The following is a 19,250-nucleotide window of genomic DNA, read 5'->3' as shown; positions in this document are numbered from 1 at the left end:
CCCCCCCCCCCGTTGCGTGGGCGGCTACCGCCTCTCCGGCTTTCCAACCAGACCCCATTAGCCTGAACCGCGTACGGAACGTGACCATGCCTCCAGCTTTTCCCTTACTTCCTGAGTTCAGACTGCGTACTGTCTCGCTGACGCTGAGCGCCGTCGTATTAGCCGGCTGCATGTCGCTCGCTCCTGCTCCTGATACCCCGCCGCTGCCGGTGCCCCAGGTTTGGCCTGGTCATCTTGGATCGAGCACCGAGGGTGCCTACGCGGGAGAACTTGCTTGGCAGGCCTACTTCACGGACCCTTTGCTGCAACGCCTCATCGAGACCGCGCTGGAGAACAACCGCGATCTGCGCCTAGCCGCGCTGCGGGTCGAGGAAGCCAGCGCGGCATTCCGCATTCAGCGCTCGGATCGATTTCCTGCCGTGGGCGTGGGTGCCCAGGGTGGACGCGCCCGCGTCCCTGGCGACCTGAACATGTCGGGCCGGCCGCAGGTCGGCGGCGAGTACCGGGCCGAGGTGGGTTTGAGCACCTGGGAGCTGGATCTGTGGGGCCGGATCCGAAACTTGGAAGACGCCGCCCTGCAACGCTGGCTGGCTTCCGACGCGGCCCGCCAGGCCGTCCACCTGGCGCTGATCGCCCAGGTGGCCGACGGTTATCTGGGCTTGCGCGAGATAGACGAACGCGTGGCCATCGCGCGGCAAACCGTCGCGACCCGCGAGGAGTCCTATCGCATTTTCCGGCGCCGCGTTGAAGTCGGCTCGACCTCGAAGCTGGATCTCATTCAAGTCCAGACTTTGCTGAACCAGGCTCAGACGCTGCTAACCCGGCTTGAGCAAGCGCGCGCCACGCAACTGCACGCGCTGGCACTGCTGGTAGGCGCCGATCCTGGTCCGCTGCCCGCCAAGGCACCCTTCGATGAAACAACGGTGCTGGCCGAACTCCGGGCCGGGCTGCCCTCGGAGATCTTGGTCAGTCGCCCGGACATCATTTCCGCCGAACACCAATTGCGTGCCGGCGATGCCAACATCGGCGCAGCCCGTGCGGCGTTTTTGCCGCGCATCGCGCTCACCGGCAGCCTCGGCACGGCCAGTTCCGATCTTGACGGCCTGTTCGATTCCGGCAGCCGCGCTTGGACCTTCATGCCTACCTTGTCGCTGCCCATCTTCGATGGCGGGCGGCGGCGCGCAAACCTGGAACTGAGCGAAGTACGTCGTGACATCGCCGTTGCCGGGTACGAAAAGACCATTCAAACGGCCTTTCGCGAGGTGGCCGATGCGCTGAGCGCCAAGTACTGGCTGGCTGAGCAGTTGACTATCAAGCGGGCCAATCTGGAAGCGCAGAACGAACGCGCACGGCTGGCCCAGTTGCGCTACGACAACGGCTCGGCCGCTTTCCTGGAAGTGCTGGACGCCCAACGCGATTTGCTGGATGCCGGTCAACAGCTGGTACAGGCGCGCCGTGCGCTGCTGTCCAGCCAGGTGGCGCTGTATGCCGCGCTCGGCGGCGGCACCCTCGCCGCAACCGGCCAGGCGCAGGATGCAACCTCGACGTCCGCTTCCACCCCATCAACCCGTTAAGGCACGCTAAACCTATGACTGTCTCACCTTCTCTCAAGAAAAAGCTCCTGGTTGTTGCCGCTGCAGCGGTTGTTATCGCGCTGGCTTGGTGGGGCTGGACGGAGCTTGCCGACAGCGGACCCGGTGAAGGGTTCGTCAGCGGCAATGGCCGCATAGAAGCCACCGAGGTCGATATCGCCACCAAGCTTCCCGGTCGTATCGAAGACATCCTCGTACGTGAAGGCGACTTCGTCGCGGCGGGCCAGCCATTGGCCAGAATGCAATTGGAAACGCTGGAAGCGCAGCGCGACGAGGCCCTCGCCATGCGTCAGCAGGCGGAGCACTCGGTGACCGCAGCGCGGGCACAGGTGGCGCTGCGCGAAGCCGACGTTGCTGCGGCGCAGGCCCTGGTCGGTCAGCGCGAGTCGGAGCTCGACGCTGCGCAACGGCGGCTGAAACGTTCGCAGACACTGTCCCAAGAGGGCGCCGCCTCGATCCAGGAACTGGACGATGACCGGGCGCGCGTACGGGGCGCACAGGCGACGCTCGCGGCCAGCAAAGCACAGACCGCCGCTGCCCGCGCCGCGGTCGAGGCCGCCAAGGCGCAGTTTGTCGGCGCGAGGTCCAGCGTGTCCGCTGCCACGGCCAGCATCAATCGCATCGAAGCGGACCTCCGCGACAGCGAACTGCGTGCCCCGCGCGACGGACGGGTTCAGGTTCGCGTGGCGCAACCCGGCGAGGTGCTTGGAGCCGGCGGCCGTGTCCTGAACCTGATCGACCTGTCGGACGTGTACATCACCTTCTTCTTGCCAGAGACCGTGGCCGGCCGCGTCGCGCTGGGCACCGAGGTACGCGTCATTCTGGATGCCGCGCCGGATTTTGTTATTCCAGCCACCGTTTCCTTCGTCGCCAGCGCGGCGCAATTTACCCCCAAGACGGTGGAAACCGCGAGCGAGCGGCAGAAGCTGATGTTCCGCGTGCGCGGGCAGATTTCCCAGGATCTGTTGCGTGAACACCTGGAGCAGGTCAAGACCGGGCTGCCCGGTGTGGCCTGGGTCAAGCTCGACGCCAATGCCGAGTGGCCCGAGAACCTGTCTCTGCGCGTGCCGGAGTAAGGTATGAGCCACAGTGCGCAACCCGTAACCGTTGCAAGCGTCAGTCAGGTGCGGCTGCGTTACGGCAACGTCATGGCCCTGGATGGCATCGACCTGGACATTCCCGCCGGGCGGATGGTCGGCCTGATCGGCCCCGACGGCGTCGGCAAATCCAGTCTGCTCTCATTGCTGGCTGGTGTACGCATCATCCAGGAGGGCACGGTCGAGGTGCTGGGTGGTGATATGGCCAGCAAAGCCCATCGCAAGCAGGTGTGCCCGCGCATCGCCTACATGCCGCAGGGACTGGGCAAGAACCTGTACCCGACGCTCTCGGTCGAGGAGAATCTGCAGTTCTTCGCGCGCCTGTTCGGTCATGGCTCTGCGGAACGCCGCCAGCGTATCGATGAACTCACTCAGGCCACTGGCCTGTTCAAATTCCTTGAGCGCCCGGCAGGCAAGCTCTCCGGGGGCATGAAGCAGAAACTCGGCCTGTGCTGCGCGCTGATTCACGACCCGGATTTCCTGATTCTCGATGAGCCAACGACCGGCGTGGATCCGCTGGCGCGCGCGCAGTTCTGGGATCTCATCGAGCGCATCCGCGCCGATCGCCCCGGCATGAGCGTGATCGTGGCTACCGCCTACATGGATGAGGCACAGCGCTTCGACTGGCTCGCCGCCATCGACGACGGCAAGGTCCTCGCCACCGGCACGCCGAAGGAATTGCTGGAAAAAACAAACAGTCCGAACCTGGAGGAGGCATTCATCCGCCTGCTTCCGGAAGAGAAAAAGCGCGGGCACGAAGCAGTGGTCATTCCCCCCTTGCCGGATGGCGGCGCGGATGATATCGCCATTGAGGCCGAGGGGCTGACCATGCGCTTTGGCGACTTCGTCGCCGTCGACAGCGTGTCCTTCCGCATCCGCCGCGGTGAAATCTTCGGCTTCCTCGGCTCCAATGGCTGCGGCAAGTCCACGACGATGAAGATGCTTACCGGCCTGTTGCCGGCGAGCGAGGGTCGGGCCTGGCTGTTCGGCCATGAAGTGAACCCGCATGATCTGGGCACCCGCCGCCGCGTCGGCTACATGTCCCAAGCGTTCTCGCTCTACAGCGAAATCACGGTACGCCAGAACCTGGAGTTGCACGCCAAGCTCTTCAGTGTGTCCCCGGAGGACATTCCTGCTCGCGTCGATGAGATGGTGGAGCGCTTCGGGCTGGTGGACGTCATCGACAGCCTGCCGGCCAGTCTGCCTCTGGGCATACGCCAACGCCTGTCGCTGGCGGTCGCCATGGTGCACAAGCCAGAACTGCTGATTCTGGACGAACCGACTTCGGGCGTCGACCCGGTGGCGCGCGATGCGTTCTGGCGACTGCTCATCGAGCTGTCGCGGCGTGACCGGGTGACGGTCTTCATTTCCACCCACTTCATGAACGAGGCAGAGCGCTGCGACCGCATGTCGATGATGCATGCGGGCAAGGTGCTCGACAGCGACGTGCCCGCCAGACTGGTCGAGAAGCGCGGCGCCAAAACCCTTGAAGAGGCCTTCATCGGCTACCTCCTCGAAGCCGAGGGAGGCACAGCCGCCCCGCCCCGCCAGCCTGAGGCCGACAATCACGAGGAGCAGCCATCCGCGGTACCCGCTGAACACCGCGGGCACCGCTCTGGCGGTTTCAGTCTGCAGCGAATGTTCAGCTATCTGTGGCGCGAGACGCTGGAATTGCAGCGGGACCCGGTACGCGCCACGCTGGCGCTGGGCGGTTCGCTGCTGCTGATGTTCGTGATCGGCTTCGGCATCACCATGGACGTCGAGGACCTGAGCTATGCGGTGCTCGATCGCGACCAGACCACGCTTAGCCAGAACTACACGCTGAACCTGGCCGGATCGCGCTACTTCACCGAGCACGCGCCGATCGTCGACTACGAGGACCTCGATCGACGCATGCGCAGCGGCGAACTGTCGCTGGCCATCGAAATCCCCCCTGGTTTCAGCCGCGATGTGTTGCGAGGCCAGAACGTGCAGATCGGCGCCTGGATCGACGGCGCCATGCCGCAACGCGCGGAAACCGTCCAGAGCTACGTTCAGGGCATGCACCAGCACTGGCTGCAGGTACAGGCCAGTGAACGCAGCGGCGCCAGCGCAGCAGGCGATGCCAGCGTCGAGACGCGCTTTCGCTACAACCCCGATGTCAAGAGCCTGCCGGCCATGGTGCCGGCGGTGATTCCGCTGTTGTTGCTCATGCTGCCGGCGATGCTGACCGCGCTGGCGGTGGTGCGCGAGAAGGAGACGGGCTCGATCACCAATCTCTACGTGACGCCGGTCACGCGCATCGAGTTCCTGCTTGGCAAGCAACTGCCCTATGTCGGTCTGGCCATGGTGAACTTCCTGCTGATGAGCCTGCTCGCGGTCACCGTCTTCGGTGTGCCGGTCACAGGCAGCTTCTTCACCCTGTCGCTGGCCGCGCTGATCTTCTCCTTCGCCGCGACAGGCATGGGGCTGCTGGCCTCGGCCGTCACGCGCAGCCAGATCGCCGCCATGTTCTTTGCCATGATCGGCACCATCATTCCGGCCACCCAGTTCGCCGGCCTGACGGATCCCGTGTCCTCGCTTGAAGGCTCCAGCAAGTTCATCGGCGAGATCTACCCCGCCACGCACATGATCTCCATCAGCCGTGGCGTGTTCAACAAATCACTCGGCCTGGCCGACCTGACGGGGCCGCTGTGGTCGATGCTCATTTCGGTTCCGGTCATTCTCGGCGTGGCTGTTTTGCTACTCAAGAAGCAGGAGCGTTGAGATGCGCAGAAGAAACCTGGCCAACATCTACGACCTTGGTGTCAAGGAGCTGTGGAGTCTTTGGCGCGATCCGATGATGCTTGTGCTCATCGTCTATGTGTTCACCGCGTCGGTCTACACCAAGGCCACGTCCATGCCGGAGACGCTGCACAACGCGCCCATCGCCATCGTCGACGAGGATAATTCGGCGCTGTCCCAGCGGGTTGCCTCGGCCTTCTACCCCCCGCAGTTCACGCCACCGGCCATGATCGACTATGGGGACGTGGACCCGGGCATGGACGCGGGGCTGTACACCTTCGCTCTGGTCATTCCGCCCAACTTCCAGCGCGACGTGCTGGCGGGGCGATCGCCTGCCGTGCAGCTCAATGTCGACGCCACCCGCATGAGCCAGGCCTTCACCGGCAGTGGCTATATCCAGCAGATCTTCACCGGCGAAGTCAATGAGTTCGTCAAGCGTTACCGCGGCACCGACGCGCCACCCGTGGATCTGGCATTGCGCGCCCGCTTCAACCCCGCGCTCGACAAGGCCTGGTTCGGCTCGGTGGTGCAGATCATCAACCACATCACGCTGTTGTCCATCATCCTGACCGGCGCAGCGCTGATCCGGGAGCGCGAGCACGGCACCATCGAGCACCTGCTGGTGATGCCGGTTACACCCGCGCAGATCATGCTCTCCAAGGTCTGGTCGATGGCCCTGGTCGTGCTGATCGCCTCCTTCCTGTCCCTCAATCTCATGGTGCGCGGCGTCCTGGGCGTGCCCATCGAGGGTTCCATTGCGCTGTTCTTCGCCGGCGCGGCGCTCAGCCTGTTCGCCACCACCTCGATGGGCATCTTCATCGCCACCCTGGCGCGCAACATGCCCCAATTCGGCATGTTGATGATGCTCACCATCATGCCGCTGCAGATGCTATCCGGCGGCGACACGCCCCGGGAAAGCATGCCCGAGATCGTGCAGAACATCATGCTGATCGCACCCACCACCCATTTCGTGGAACTGAGCCAGGCCATCCTTTACCGGGACGCGGGCCTGGAGACGGTATGGCAGCCGTTCCTGGCGCTGGCCCTGATCGGCACGGTGCTGTTTTTCCTGTCGTTGGCACGCTTTCGCAAAACGATCGGCCAGATGGCCTGATCGTTTGACCGCCCGAGTGGGCACTCAACCCAGTAAGGAGTTTGATCATGAGCAACGAAACTATCCCTCTCAACCTGTTCAAGGCGAACCTGGAACTGCAGCTGGGCATCCAGCGCCTGATGCAGGAAAACGGCCAGCAATGGCTGGAGAACGCCACCCGAGCGGGCAAAGACGGCATTGCCGAGTCCGGCGCGGAGATCGAAAGTCTGCTCAAGGCCCAGAACTGGCAGGAACTGGGCACGCTGCCGGCACAAGCCTTCTGGCGTCAGTTTCAGCATCACGTGGGCGGCGCACAGGCCTTGACACAAGTCGCGATCAAGAACCAGACAACCTTCACCCAAGGCCTGCAGCAAGCCATTCAAGACTGGCAGAAATCGGTTACGCAGGCCGTAGGCCAGGGCGATGCGGTATTGCCGTTCCAGGATATGTTCAAACAGTGGGGGGAGGTGTGGGTCGCTGCACAGCACAAGGACGCGCCAGCCAATACAGGAGGACACAATGCAGGCTGAACAAAGGACTGCGCTGGTCACCGGCGGCAGCGGTGGCCTGGGCGAGGCCATCGCCCGAGCCTTGCACGATGTTGGCCATACCGTGATCGTCGTCCACTCGCCAGGCAATGCCAGCATCGGCGCGTGGTTGGAAGCCCAGGCGGGTGAAGGTTACAACTTCATCGCCTACGGCGCGGATGTGGCCGACCATGCCTCCTGCCAGGAGCTGGCCGGCCTCATTCAAGCAGACGGTCACCACATCGACATTCTGGTCAACAACGCGGGCATCACGCGTGATGCCACGTTCCGCAAGCTGAGCTACGCCGATTGGGATGCGGTCCTGCGCGTCAATCTCGATTCTGTATTCAACGTCACCCGGCCATTCATTGACGGCATGCTCGAACGCGGCTGGGGCAGGATCGTCAACATCTCCTCCATCAACGGCTCCAAGGGGCAGTTCGGCCAGACCAACTACTCCGCCGCAAAAGCCGGCATGCATGGCTTTACTAAAGCCCTTGCGCTGGAGGTGGCGCGCAAGGGTGTGACGGTCAACACCGTGTCGCCGGGGTATCTGGATACGAAGATGGTGACGAGTATGGCCGAAGACGTGGTCAAGCAAGTGGTGGCCGGAATTCCGATAGGCCGCCTGGGCCAGCCTGGGGAAATCGCCGCGCTGGTGGCATTCATCGCCAGCGAGTCTGCCGGCTTCATGACCGGCAGCAACGTGTCGATGAATGGTGGCCAGCACATGTACTGACTGAGGAAGGGCCGCCCAGACGATGTGTCGGCGGCCCCTTTCCATTCATTTTTTCCGTTTCATCATAGAGGGAGTGCCCATCGCCATGAATCAAGACACCACGACATCACCAACGGCCGCTTGGGGGCAGTTGCTGTGGGACCCGTTGCGACTATCGGCGATGGCAAACGAGTATGCAGTGGATGCCTGGCAGCGGTCCATTCTGTATGCCGACGTTCGCCGCCAACGCGGCAACCAGTACCAGGAGCATTTGCAGGAGCGAACGCCGAACGTACTCGACTTCGCCTCAGAGGTCATCATGTCCGGGCTGGAGCTTCCGCGGCCAGTCAACTATGGCCTCGTGCGCATCCTGCCGCCAGCCGACGCGCCGGCCGATCCCAAGAAGCGGCCGTTCGTGGTGGTCGATCCGCGCGCGGGCCACGGCCCAGGCATCGGCGGCTTCAAACCCGACAGCGAGGTCGGTGCTGCTCTGAAGGCAGGCCATCCCTGCTACTTTGTTGGCTTTCTGCCCGATCCCGTTCCCGGCCAGACCGTTGAGGATGTCATGCGTGCCGAAGCGGCCTTCGTGCGCAAGGTCGGCGAGCTGCACCCCGACAGCCGCGGCAAGCCCGCGGTCATCGGCAATTGCCAGGCGGGCTGGCAGATCCTGATGGCAGCCGCCGTCTGGCCCGAACTGTTCGGACCGATCATCGTCGCCGGCGCGCCGCTGTCGTACTGGGCGGGCGACATGCCGATGCGCTACGCGGGCGGCCTGACCGGCGGTAGTTGGTTGACGGCATTGACCGGCGATCTGGGCGCCGGTCGGTTCGACGGCGCCTGGCTGGTACAGAACTTCGAGAACCTGGACCCGGCCAATACGCTGTGGAGCAAACAGTACAACCTGTACGCCAAGGTCGACACGGAAGGCCCGCGCCACTTGCAATTCGAGAAGTACTGGGGCGGCCACGTGTTCCTGAACGATGTGGAAATACAGTACATCGTCGATAACCTGTTCATCGGCAACAAACTGAGTACGGCGCAGCTGGTGACGTCTGATGGCGTGCGCATCGACCTGCGCAATATTCGCTCGCCGATCCTGGTGTTCTGCTCCTATGGGGACAACATCACGCCACCGCCCCAGGCCCTGGGCTGGATCACCGACCTGTACCGCAACGACCTGGACGTGCTGGGACATGACCAGACCATCGTCTACGCTACCCATGACAGCATCGGACATCTGGGAATCTTCGTCTCCGGCAGCGTCGGGCGTAAAGAGCACCAGGAGTTCGCTGAGAACATCGACATCATCGACGTGCTGCCGGCAGGCATTCACCACATGCAAATCGATGAGCATCCCGACCCAGTGCAGGAAGGAGACCCAACCAGTGACGTCTTCCTGACGCGGATTCGCCGCAGCAGCATCGATGAAGTCCGTGAGATCGTCCGTCCCGACCCTGAGAACGATCGCCGGTTCGCCGCCGTTGCGCGGATCTCCGAGGTCAACCTGGCTTGCTACCGCAGCTTCGTGCAGCCATGGATGCGTGCCCTGGTCACGGACCAGGGTGCGAAGTGGCTGGAGCAGCTGCATCCGCTGCGCATGGGCTATGAATTGTGGTCTGACAGGCATCCGCTCGCCGCCGCAGTACATGAGGCTGCGCAACACGTGCGCGACCATCGTCAGCCCGTCTCCGAGGCCAACCCTTTCCTGCAACTGCAGGCGCAGTTTTCCACCGCCGTCGAACAGATGCTGGATCAATTCCGTGATTGCCGCGACCAGATCTACGCACAGGCGTTTGACACGCTGTACAGCCTGCCGCTGGTGCAGGCCATGACTGGACAGAGCCTGCACGACGATGCACCGCCGCGACCCCGTCCCAGCGAGACGCCCGAGCATCGCCAGTATCTGGCGCAAGAGTTGACACGGCTCGAAGCGGATATTCACAGCGGCGGGCTCGCCGAAGCCGTCATACGGGCACTGTTCTTCGTGCTCGCGGCGCGTGGCGAGGCCGACGAGCGGCACTTCCGGCACGCAGAGCAACTGGTGCGTCCCCGCCTGGGCAGCGACTTCGACATGCAGGCCTTTCGCCACCTCGTGCGTCGTCAGGCTTTGCTCATGAGGCTCGACAAGGACGCCACGGTGTCCGCCATCCCCGGATTGCTCAACGACATAGCGCCTGATGAGATCCGCCAGGTGGCGGAGATGATCGTACAGGTGGTCGGCAGCAGCGATGTGCTGTCCGCACAAGAACAAACCAGGCTGGAACAGGTTTCTACCTTGTTCGAGCAGGCCGAGCGCCAAGCGCAGGCGGCTTCGGCGCCCGCCGTGATAAGTCCCGCCACTGATACCTCCGCTACGGTCGTGGACGCGAAGTCGACAACCGCCATGCCACGCTCTGCCAGTGGCACATCCGCTGCGGTCGAGGATGCGAATGCGGCGCCAGCCATGCCGAGCTCCGCCAGTGACACCTCCGCTGTGGCCGTGGACACGAAACCCAAGACATCCTCGCCAAAGCCGAAGGCGCCTCTGAAGAAAACTGCGTCGAAGACGCCAGCCGCGCTACGGGCAAGTCAACCACGGCGAGAGAAAGGCAAATGACGACGTCGTCCACACCCGGCGATGCCACCGCCGGCGCTTGGCATGTCCTGCGCAACCGCACCTTCGACGAGATCGCCATTGGCGACAGCGCCAGCCTCGAACGCGCGTTCTCGTCTCAAGACATCCAGATGTTCGCGCTGCAATCGGGCGATGCGGATCCGGAACGTGCTGTGTCCTCACGCTCTTGGGACACCACGGAGGCCATTTGTGCAAACGTCCTAATCTCGGCTGTCCTGGGTACACGCCTGCCGGGGCCAGGAACCCTGCATGTCAGCCAGAATCTGCGCTTCCTCGGGGCGGTTCGGCCCGGCGACAGGCTGACCGTGCAGATGCAGGTGACCAGCAAGGACACCGCCACCCACCATGTCACGCTGGCCTGCACCTGCATCAACCAGGAGGGGGTGGCGGTTTTCCAAGGCCAGGTAGAGGTCGCGGCGCCCACTGAGCACATTGAGCGAACGCGCACCGCGTTGCCGGAAATCCACCCGGATGCGCAGGGTCACACAGGCCTGCAACGCCTGATGGCGCATGTCGCGCACTTGCAACTTATTCGGGTAGCCGTCGTCCATCCGTGCGATGTCCCCAGCCTGTCCGCTGCGCTCGAAGCGCGCCACGCGGGGTTGATCGAGCCGGTGCTGGTCGGGCCACGAGGGCGGCTCGAAGCAGTCGCGACCGAGGCCGGGCTGGATCTGACCGACGTCGCCATTGTGGACGTCCCGAACAGCCACGCCGCTGCGCAGCAAGCCGTCGCCTTGGCAGCCGCAGGTGAAGTCGAAGCCCTGATGAAAGGGAGCCTGCACACCGACGAACTGATGTCCGCGCTGGTTGCGGCAGCAGCGGGGTTGCGCACCAAGCGCCGGGTCAGCCATTGCTTCCTGTTGCAGACACCGGCCTATCCGCGCCCGTTCATCGTCACCGATGCAGCGATCAATATCGCCCCGACTCTGGAACAGAAGGCAGACATCATCCGCAACGCCATCGAGCTGGCGCAGGTGATCGGCGTGCGCGAACCCAAGGTCGCAATCCTGGCCGCAGTCGAGACGGTCAGCCCGACAATGACAGCCACGCTCGACGCGGCGGCGCTGTGCAAGATGGCCGATCGCGGCCAGATCACTGGCGGCCTGCTCGACGGGCCGTTGGCCTTCGACAACGCGATCTCCATCGCCGCTGCGCGCACCAAGGGGATCGTCTCCGAGGTCGCCGGGCAGGCCGACATCCTTGTCGTGCCTGACCTGGAGAGCGGCAACATGCTTGCCAAGCAGTTGATATTCCTGGGCGGCGCAGCCAGCGCCGGAATCGTCCTCGGAGCGAAAGTGCCGGTCATTCTGACCAGCCGCGCCGACTCGCGCGATACACGCATGGCCTCATGCGCGATAGCACTGATGCTGGCGCACCACTATCGGCTGTCACCCCCGTGAATCGACTTATCAGCAACGTATCCACCCCATTGGAGGAAACACTATGAAGTACTCATTTTCTGGCCGCGTAGCCCTGGTCACCGGTGCAGGATCCGGCATTGGCGAGGCCATCGCGCGACTTCTTGCGAGTAACTGCTTGAGTGTCGTCGTCTCGGATGTCAGTGCCGACAATGCCGAGCGCGTCGCCAAGCTCATCAACACCGATGGCGGCCAAGCCGTGGCCAATGTGGCCGACGTGGCACGCATCGACCAGGTTCAGGCTGCTGTGGCCTGCGCGGTCGATACGTTTGGCGACCTTCATTTTGCGGTCAACAACGCCGGTATCAGTGGCGACCAGAGCCCAGTGGGGGAACTGGACCCTGCCGCCTGGAGCCGGGTGATTGATGTCAACCTGAACGGCGTGTTCTATGGCCTGCGCTATCAGATTCCCGCGATCCTTCGTTCAGGAGGTGGTGCCATCGTCAACGTCTCTTCGATCCTGGGGGTGGTCGGCGATGCAGCGAACCCCGCGTACGTCGCAGCCAAGCATGCTGTGACCGGGCTGACCCGGTCGGCAGCGCTCGCTTATGCGGCCAAGGGGATCCGAATCAACTCGATCCATCCTGGTTACGTGCGTACGCCCATCCTGGATTTCCTGGGTGAATCGGCCCTTGAGGAGGCCGTCGGCCTGCACCCGATCGGTCGCCTGGGCACCCCGGACGAAATCGCCCATGCCGTGGCGTTTTTGCTATCGGAAGGAAGCAGTTTCTTTGCGGGCACCCAGCTCATCGCCGATGGCGGTTACACAGCGCGCTGAGTCTGACGACGATGAGAGCGCAGGCATACCCGAACACCGTGGCGACGTCACCGGGGCTGGGCAAAAAGAGGACGACATGATGGATGCGACCAAGGCCCGCTTCTGGCGTCCCGAGCACGGACTGATCCTTGTGCTGAACTGCGGTTCATCCAGCATCAAGTTTGCCGTGTTCGACCCCTCGGCCACGCCACTGCCTCGCCAGGCGTTGTGGAATGGCAAGGTGCAGGGAATCGGCGGCGCCGATCCGGATTTCGGAGAGACCGGGGTTGCGCCGTTCCCGATCGAACTGGATACGGCACATCCCTATCGCGCCGCATTGCGCCTCATCCGCGATCGTGTCAGTCAGCGACTCGATGGCCGCCGGATCGGTGCGGTCGCTCATCGGATCGTCCACGGCGGCAGTAAATATTTCAAGCCAGTTCGCGTGGACCTCCAGGTACTCACCGATTTGCAGGAATACATCCCGCTCGCGCCACTGCACCAGCCATTCGCGCTGGAGGCCATCGATATCCTGCTGCGCGAACAGCCGGAGCTGCCGCAGGTGGCCTGCTTCGATACCGGCTTCCATCACAGCATCCCTAAGATCGAGCGGGTTCTGCCGTTGCCCTATGCCGCATGGGAGCGCGGTCTACGCCGGTATGGATTTCACGGCCTGTCGTATGCGTACATGGCGGTGGCCTTGCCCGAGCGCCATGGCGACGCGGCGCGCGGGCGCACCATCGTTGCCCACTTGGGCAGTGGCGCCAGCCTGTGCGCCATGCAGGGGCTCCAGAGCGTCGCCACCACCATGGGTTTCTCCGCACTTGACGGCCTGATGATGGGTACCCGCACCGGCGCGCTCGATCCAGGCACCGTGCTCTACCTGATGGAGATCGAAAAGCTTTCACTGGAACAAGTGGGGCGTGTCCTCTATCACGAGTCCGGTCTGCTCGGCGTTTCGGGCATCTCGGCCGAGCCGCGCATCATTGTCCGGCACGAGAACGATGAAGGCGAAACGGGTGAGCGAGCGCGTTTGGCGCTTGCCCTCTACGTGCGTCGCATCGTGCGCGAGATCGGTGCCTTGGTCGCTGTTCTGGGCGGCCTGGACATGCTCGTGTTCACGGCGGGCGTCGGTGAACACAACGCCTTCATTCGCGAGCGCGTCTGTGCGGCACTGAGTTTTCTTGGCGTTGCCCTGGATACTGACGCCAACGCCAGCGACGCGGCGACGATTTCCCCCGACCACAGCCAAGTCATCGTGGCAGTCGAACCCACCAACGAAGAGTGGATCGCCGCCAGCCATGCGCTGTCCTGCCTGGACAGGGGGAAGGTGCGATGAAGATCGATGCCTTCCATGGCTTCACGCTCGCCATTCTGCTGTTGTTTGTGGGCAACGGCTTGGTGGCGCGTTCGAGCATTCTGCGTCGTTACAGCATTCCGGAATCCTTGGTGGGCGGCTTGGCCTGCGCCTTGGTTGTCTTCGTCCTGTACTTACGGGATAGGGGTCACGGTCAGTTTCGATCTGGAAGCACGAGACGCGCTTCTGCTGTACTTTTTTGCCGCCATTGGCCTAAGTACCGACGCTCGCACGCTGCGCCATGATGGACGGCCTTTGATGATCCTGTCGTGATTGGCCATCGGCTTCATGGCGCTGCAGAACCTCGTTGGGATGGAGACGGCACGCGCATTCGGCCTGGATCCGCGCGCCGGACTCATGGTCGGGTCCATTTCCCTGACCGGCGGGGTGGGCACTACCTTGGCCTGGTCCGATTACTTCGTTGAAACCCTCGGCATTGCACAGGCGCAGGAACTGGGGTTGGCGGCGAACATGATTGGCCTGATCGCGGCCTGCACCATCGGTGGTCCGATCGCAAGCCTGCTCATGCGCAGACATCAACTTCGAGCCTCCGGGGACAGCACCCTGGAGATTGGCACGCTGCACAGCGATGAACCGCATGCCCGTCTGGACTACTACGGCGTGCTGCTGGCATTGCTCTGGCTCAACTTCGCCTTGATGGTAAGCGTCTTTTCACGGCTACCTTGACGAAGCAACGTTTTCAGTTTTCGTGAGGAGATCAGGCCAGGAGGTCGATATTCCAGGGGAGGAGTTCGTCGATCCGGTTGACCGGATAATCGGCAATGCGGTCGAGGACGACAGCCAGATATTTGGGGTCTGATGCCGGAGGGGGCAGAATAGTACGCTAAGGGGGTTTGATCACCTTTTGGGCCATCTGTATTCTCCGGTGAGAAGGATGTGGGCCCATCCGAGCGGCGAGATGTGCGCCAGCAGGTCAGGTGAGCAATCCAAACTATTGCGGCGGCGGCTGGCGACAGCCTGACCGAGGTGCTTGGTGTTCCAGTAAATGATGATGGTGGTGAGCAGGTTCAGCCCGGCCATCCTGAAATGCTGCCCTTCACTTGTCCGATCGCGGATTTCACCTTGGCGGCCAATGCGCAGGGCATTCTTGAGGGCGTGATGTGCTTCGCCCTTGTTCAAGCCGATCTGGGCGCGACGTTGCATGTCGGCGTCCAGCAGCCAGTCGATGATGAACAGCGTCCGTTCGACCCGTCCGATTTCACGTAGCGCGACGGCCAACTCATGCTGCCGGGGATATGCAGAGAATTTTCGCAAGAGTTGGCTTGGGGGCATTGCGCCCGCCACCATGGTGGCCGCGCTGCGCAGGATATCTGGCCAATTTGAGCTGATAACGTGTTCCCTGACCTTGCCGCCGATCAAACCCTTCAGTTCTTTCGGGCAAGCTGACGGATCGAAAAGGTAAAGGCGCTTGGATGGCAGATCCCGGATGCGGGGGATGAACTGAAAGCCCAGAAGGGCGGTGACGGCGAAGACGTGGTCGGTGAAGCCGCCGGTGTCGGCATACTGTTCGCGGATTTTCTGGCCCGCGTCGGTCATCAACAAACCGTCCAGAATGTAGGGCGCTTCGTTCACCGTGGCCGGGATGGTCTGGGTGGCGAAGGGACCGAACTGGTCGGAGACATGGGTGTAGGCTTTCAATCCGGGTTCATGGCCGTATTTGGCGTTGATCAGATTCATCGCTTCGCCCTGGCGCGTGGTGGGGAAGAATTGCCCATCACTGGACGCGCTGGTGCCACCGCCCCAGAACCGTGCCATTGGCAAGGCGGATTGGCCTTCGATCACCATGGCCAGGGCGCGCGCCATCGCCTCGCTTTCTACATGCCACCGCGACAAGCGCGACAGTTGGAAATAGTCGTGGGTGTTTGTGGCCCCGGCCATTTTGCTGAGGCCGAGGTTCAGTCCTTCAGCCAGCAATACATTCAGCATGCCGACCCTGTCCTTGCATGGGACGCCCGTGCGCAGATGGGTGAAGGCCTCGGTAAAGCCGATCTCGTCATCCACTTCGAGCAGCAGGTCGGTGATCCTGATCTCTGGCAGGCGTTTGTAAAGATCGAGCACCATGGCGTCGGCCTCTTCGGGAACATTGGCAGTCAAGCGGTCGATCTTGAGCACGCCGTCTTCGATTGAGCCTCCCGGAATGGCACCGGCCCTGGTGGCGCGGGCCAGTCGTTGCAAGCCTTCAGCCAAACGAGATTTGCGATCTGCCAGCCAGGTTTCCGGCTCATATGGCATGGCCAGTCTTGGCGTTGCCCTGGCAACTTCGGTCGGAACCAGCGCGTCCTTGAGGTCGCCATACCTGCGGGAATGGGCAAGCCAGATGTCGCCAGCTCTGAATGCATCGCGCAAGTGGCACAAGACAGCGACCTCCCAGAGGCGGTGCCCATCGTCTTTATTCAGGTGCCGATGCCATTTCGAGGCGCGGCGCAGAAAGGTCAGCGGGCGGTCGCCGGTGGTTTCCGTTCCCGCGACGATGCTGGCAGCGGCCAACAACGGTTCAGCAACCGGGGCGGCATGAATATCAAGCGCCTGCAGCATGCGCGGTGCATAACGTCGGAAGCGATGATACCCGTGAACAACATGTGCCAGCGGATCGGCAGCCAATGTGTCGGTGAGTTGGGCAGCGGTAGCGACTAGCCCCCTGAGCGACAACCAGCCGCCTGCGTTTTGAACGGCATCGATGAGGGACGCTTGATCTTCATGTGCCTCCAGCAGCGCTGATCCAAAATTAGAGAAGCCATGCAATGTATCTTTCAAAGCAGCCTTGGCATCGTCTGCCCGGACATCGCATGCACGCTTTGCTTCGCGCCACGTTTTTCCAACGATACGATCGTGGGTCTCGACCACTGCGTCGGCAATGGCACTACGCCACTCCAAAGCGCAGACCGCGAGAATGGCAAGGCGACGATCACCTGAAATATCCCGCAAATCACCCGCGAAATACCGTTCACCTTGCCGTCGAAGGCGCGCGATGCGGTGGGGTTGCACACCAGACAGGATGGATGCGTGCACAGCCATGCCCTGCAAGAACTCCAACCTATCGAGCAGGCGGTTCATGTCGGCCGAGTTCTGGCCCACCTCAAACTGGCGCAGCCAGACAAAGCGGGCGACAGAACCGTCCGCCGTTTCCGTCAACAGGGCATCAAGTCGGCTGCGTGTCTCATCATCAAGCCGGTCCGCAATCCGCGCATCGATCCGTCGCTCGGCAGCAACAAGTGCATCCGCGCAAAGGCGTTCGATAACCGTGATCCCCGGCAGAATGGTTTGGGTCGCCCGGCACTGCTCTACAAAGCGTCGCGCCAAATCCTCGTTCGACCGGGCGGTTTCGGCTTCGCTCTCAAGCCAGACCTTCAGGTCGCGCGACCCTCGGCCAGTGAACATCTTGTATCCGTAAAACTCGCGCAGAGCGGCCAAGTGTTCACGGCGCGTTTCTTCCCGTGTCGCATATTCCACCAGATCATCAGGCTTCAGTCCGAGTTGCGCAGCCAAAAAGCGGGATAATGCCGCAGGAATAACCTCGCCTGGCGCCAGCAACCGACCAGGGTATCGCAATGAGCAGAGCTGAAGAGCGAAGCCGAAACGATTATGGGGGCGGCGACGGGCGCGAATAATTTCCAGATCATCATCTGCCAGCGTGTAGTGACGCAGCATCGCCGTTTCTTCGGTCGGCAGATCAAGCAGCGCTGCCCGCTGGCGGTCAGTGAGCATTTTCCTGCGGGGCATGTGGTTCCTTCCAAGATCAAGGCGGCTGTCCGTAAGAGGTTCCTTCACCGGACATGTGTTGCAAAGGTTGGCAGGGTCAGAGAAACCACACCTCAGAATATCTCGTATAGGTGGTACGATTTGATTCGCATATGCCGCCCCTTAATCGTACGCTCAAGCCATGAATGTGACCAAAATTGGCTATGCCCGCTGCTCGACCGACAAACAGGACCTGACCGCACAACGGCAGGCCCTATGCGCCTTGGGCGTATCAGAGGATCTCATCTATACTGACCACGGGCTGACGGGCACCAACCGCGCCCGCCCCGGTCTCGACCAGGCACTGGCTGCCGTGCGGGAAGGTGACGTGCTGGTCGTGCCAAAATTGGATCGCCTTGCCCGGTCCGTCCCCGATGCACGCGCGATCGCAGATCAGTTGGAGAAAAAAGGCGTCAAGCTCGCGTTGGGGATTTCCATCTACGACCCGACGGACCCAATGGGTAAAATGTTCTTCAACATTCTGGCCACCTTTGCTGAGTTTGAGGCCGATCTCATCCGGTTACGGACCAAGGAGGGCATGGCTATCGCACGGGCAAAGGGCAAACTCCGGGGAAAACAGCCGAAACTTTCTGAAAAACAACAAAAAGAGCTCACGCGTATGCATGCCACCGGTGACTATTCCATCAGCGATCTGGCAGAACTGTTCGCTGTCTCAAGGCCAACGATCTACAGAACTCTGCAACGCACAGGAGCCAAGATCAGCCCTTAGCGTACTATTCTGCCCCCTCCGGCATCAGACCTCTCTCTTCACGAAGCGGCTGGAGCGGGGCCGCTTCCTGTGGCCCTCGCCGGCCGATGGCGCGGTGACGATCACGCCTGCGCAGCTCGGCTATCTGCTCGAAGGGATCGACTGGCGTCACCCGCAAGAGACCTGGCGTCCGACGTCGGTCGGGTGATGTTTTGCCTTGGCGCGCCCCGGCGATCGTGATTCGCTCAAGGTGTGAACAGCGCCGCCGATTCGCTCCCCGACGACCTTGCCAGCGCCCACGCGATGATCCGCGCGGAGCGGGCACGCCGCCTTGCCGCGGAAGCGGCGCAGTCGGACGTGACCGCCCTGGTCGCCCATCTCAAGCTCCAGATCGAGAAGCTGAGGCGCGAGCTCTACGGCAGCCGCTCCGAGCGCAAGGCTCGGCTTCTGGAGCAGATGGAGCTGCAGCTGGAGGATCTCGAGACGACGGCCAGCGAAGATGAGCTGGTGGCCGAGACCGCGGCAACGCAGACAGGATCGGCCCCGGCGTTCACGCGCAAGCGGCCCGCGCGCAAACCCTTCCCGGCCCATCTGCCGCGCGAGCGTGTCGTGATCGCCGCGCCGGAGAGCTGCCCGTGCTGCGGCTCGACCCGGCTGTCGAAGCTCGGCGAGGACATCACCGAGACGCTGGAGGTGATCCCCCGTCGCTGGAAGGTGATCCAGACGGTGCGCGAGCGGTTCGCTTGCCGTCAGTGCGAGCGGATCACGCAGCCGCCCGCACCGTTCCACGTGACGCCGCGCGGCTTTGCCGGACCGCACCTTCTGGGTAAACGTCCTCTCACGGCT

Annotated in this window: 15 protein-coding genes and 2 pseudogenes; 15 read left to right on the top strand and 2 right to left on the bottom strand. The window is 62.7% G+C overall.

Annotated elements, in window-relative coordinates:
- Positions 1–86: 86 nt before the first annotated feature.
- From THS27_RS23955 to THS27_RS23905, 12 genes and pseudogenes are all read left to right on the top strand, one after another.
- On the top strand, positions 87–1,574 hold the full coding sequence (locus THS27_RS23955; RefSeq protein ID WP_040060000.1) for an efflux transporter outer membrane subunit: 1,488 nt from the start codon (positions 87–89) through the stop codon (positions 1,572–1,574).
- A gap of 14 nt (positions 1,575–1,588) precedes the next feature.
- Positions 1,589–2,668, top strand: a complete 1,080-nt coding sequence (locus tag THS27_RS23950) for an HlyD family secretion protein (RefSeq protein WP_007092098.1) — start codon at positions 1,589–1,591, stop codon at positions 2,666–2,668.
- Positions 2,669–2,671: 3 nt separating this feature from the next.
- Positions 2,672–5,434: a ribosome-associated ATPase/putative transporter RbbA gene (gene rbbA, locus THS27_RS23945; protein ID WP_085595198.1), complete on the top strand. Its 2,763-nt coding sequence runs from the start codon at positions 2,672–2,674 to the stop codon at positions 5,432–5,434.
- 1 nt (position 5,435) lies between these two features.
- Entirely contained in the window at positions 5,436–6,566 is a 1,131-nt protein-coding gene (locus THS27_RS23940; protein WP_085595196.1) for an ABC transporter permease, read from the top strand.
- Positions 6,567–6,613: 47 nt separating this feature from the next.
- Positions 6,614–7,075 carry a phasin family protein gene (locus tag THS27_RS23935; RefSeq protein ID WP_085595194.1) on the top strand — a complete coding sequence of 154 codons (462 nt, stop codon included), beginning with the start codon at positions 6,614–6,616 and terminating at the stop codon, positions 7,073–7,075.
- On the top strand, positions 7,065–7,811 hold the full coding sequence (phbB, locus tag THS27_RS23930) for an acetoacetyl-CoA reductase (RefSeq protein WP_085595192.1): 747 nt from the start codon (positions 7,065–7,067) through the stop codon (positions 7,809–7,811). The genes THS27_RS23935 and phbB overlap by 11 nt, the downstream gene beginning before the upstream one ends.
- Before the next feature lie 160 nt (positions 7,812–7,971).
- Positions 7,972–10,386, top strand: a complete 2,415-nt coding sequence (locus THS27_RS23925) for a DUF3141 domain-containing protein (protein WP_210403003.1) — start codon at positions 7,972–7,974, stop codon at positions 10,384–10,386.
- Positions 10,383–11,804 carry a bifunctional enoyl-CoA hydratase/phosphate acetyltransferase gene (locus THS27_RS23920; protein WP_007092092.1) on the top strand — a complete coding sequence of 474 codons (1,422 nt, stop codon included), beginning with the start codon at positions 10,383–10,385 and terminating at the stop codon, positions 11,802–11,804. The genes THS27_RS23925 and THS27_RS23920 overlap by 4 nt, the downstream gene beginning before the upstream one ends.
- A 43-nt stretch (positions 11,805–11,847) precedes the next feature.
- On the top strand, positions 11,848–12,600 hold the full coding sequence (locus THS27_RS23915; protein ID WP_007092091.1) for an SDR family NAD(P)-dependent oxidoreductase: 753 nt from the start codon (positions 11,848–11,850) through the stop codon (positions 12,598–12,600).
- 76 nt (positions 12,601–12,676) lie between these two features.
- A complete protein-coding gene (locus THS27_RS23910) occupies positions 12,677–13,918 on the top strand; it encodes an acetate/propionate family kinase (RefSeq protein ID WP_040061054.1) in 1,242 nt (413 codons plus the stop codon).
- Positions 13,915–14,181, top strand: a complete 267-nt coding sequence (locus THS27_RS27635; RefSeq protein WP_256376836.1) for a sodium/glutamate symporter — start codon at positions 13,915–13,917, stop codon at positions 14,179–14,181. The genes THS27_RS23910 and THS27_RS27635 overlap by 4 nt, the downstream gene beginning before the upstream one ends.
- Positions 14,078–14,623: pseudogene (locus THS27_RS23905) on the top strand (sodium/glutamate symporter). The gene THS27_RS27635 and the pseudogene THS27_RS23905 overlap by 104 nt, the downstream one beginning before the upstream one ends.
- A 31-nt stretch (positions 14,624–14,654) precedes the next feature.
- Here THS27_RS23905 and THS27_RS26755 read toward each other — a convergent pair.
- Both THS27_RS26755 and THS27_RS23900 read right to left on the bottom strand, forming a co-directional pair.
- A pseudogene (locus tag THS27_RS26755) lies at positions 14,655–14,753 on the bottom strand (transposase domain-containing protein); the annotation flags it as partial.
- Positions 14,754–14,794: 41 nt separating this feature from the next.
- A complete protein-coding gene (locus tag THS27_RS23900; protein WP_085595190.1) occupies positions 14,795–17,677 on the bottom strand; it encodes a Tn3 family transposase in 2,883 nt (960 codons plus the stop codon).
- Between the two features lie 160 nt (positions 17,678–17,837).
- Here THS27_RS23900 and THS27_RS23895 point away from each other — a divergent pair, with 160 nt between their 5' ends.
- From THS27_RS23895 to THS27_RS23885, 3 genes are all read left to right on the top strand, one after another.
- Positions 17,838–18,425: a recombinase family protein gene (locus THS27_RS23895; RefSeq protein WP_085595188.1), complete on the top strand. Its 588-nt coding sequence runs from the start codon at positions 17,838–17,840 to the stop codon at positions 18,423–18,425.
- Positions 18,319–18,612, top strand: coding sequence for an IS66 family insertion sequence element accessory protein TnpB (gene tnpB, locus THS27_RS27780; protein WP_139835726.1), 294 nt, complete (start codon positions 18,319–18,321; stop codon positions 18,610–18,612). Before THS27_RS23895 ends, tnpB begins: the two co-directional genes overlap by 107 nt.
- Positions 18,613–18,707: 95 nt before the next feature.
- The coding region (locus tag THS27_RS23885) for an IS66 family transposase zinc-finger binding domain-containing protein (protein WP_246833093.1) at positions 18,708–19,250 on the top strand (543 nt) is incomplete at its 3' end.

Origin of the sequence: Thalassospira sp. MCCC 1A01428 (assembly GCF_002115825.1) — a bacterium.
Lineage (GTDB): Bacteria > Pseudomonadota > Alphaproteobacteria > Rhodospirillales > Thalassospiraceae > Thalassospira.
Note: the sequence above shows the minus strand (reverse complement) of the source record. Positions and strands in the feature narration are given on the sequence as shown.

Coding starts and splice junctions, on each gene's coding strand:
- THS27_RS23950 (WP_007092098.1), top strand. CDS start 1,589: ATGACTGTCTCACCTTCTCTCAAGAAAAAGCTCCTGGTTGTTGCCGCT.
- THS27_RS23920 (WP_007092092.1), top strand. CDS start 10,383: ATGACGACGTCGTCCACACCCGGCGATGCCACCGCCGGCGCTTGGCAT.
- THS27_RS23895 (WP_085595188.1), top strand. CDS start 17,838: ATGAATGTGACCAAAATTGGCTATGCCCGCTGCTCGACCGACAAACAG.
- phbB (WP_085595192.1), top strand. CDS start 7,065: ATGCAGGCTGAACAAAGGACTGCGCTGGTCACCGGCGGCAGCGGTGGC.
- tnpB (WP_139835726.1), top strand. CDS start 18,319: ATGCCACCGGTGACTATTCCATCAGCGATCTGGCAGAACTGTTCGCTG.
- THS27_RS23935 (WP_085595194.1), top strand. CDS start 6,614: ATGAGCAACGAAACTATCCCTCTCAACCTGTTCAAGGCGAACCTGGAA.
- THS27_RS23940 (WP_085595196.1), top strand. CDS start 5,436: ATGCGCAGAAGAAACCTGGCCAACATCTACGACCTTGGTGTCAAGGAG.
- THS27_RS27635 (WP_256376836.1), top strand. CDS start 13,915: ATGAAGATCGATGCCTTCCATGGCTTCACGCTCGCCATTCTGCTGTTG.
- rbbA (WP_085595198.1), top strand. CDS start 2,672: ATGAGCCACAGTGCGCAACCCGTAACCGTTGCAAGCGTCAGTCAGGTG.
- THS27_RS23915 (WP_007092091.1), top strand. CDS start 11,848: ATGAAGTACTCATTTTCTGGCCGCGTAGCCCTGGTCACCGGTGCAGGA.
- THS27_RS23910 (WP_040061054.1), top strand. CDS start 12,677: ATGATGGATGCGACCAAGGCCCGCTTCTGGCGTCCCGAGCACGGACTG.
- THS27_RS23955 (WP_040060000.1), top strand. CDS start 87: ATGCCTCCAGCTTTTCCCTTACTTCCTGAGTTCAGACTGCGTACTGTC.
- THS27_RS23925 (WP_210403003.1), top strand. CDS start 7,972: ATGGCAAACGAGTATGCAGTGGATGCCTGGCAGCGGTCCATTCTGTAT.
- THS27_RS23900 (WP_085595190.1), bottom strand. CDS start 17,677: ATGCCCCGCAGGAAAATGCTCACTGACCGCCAGCGGGCAGCGCTGCTT.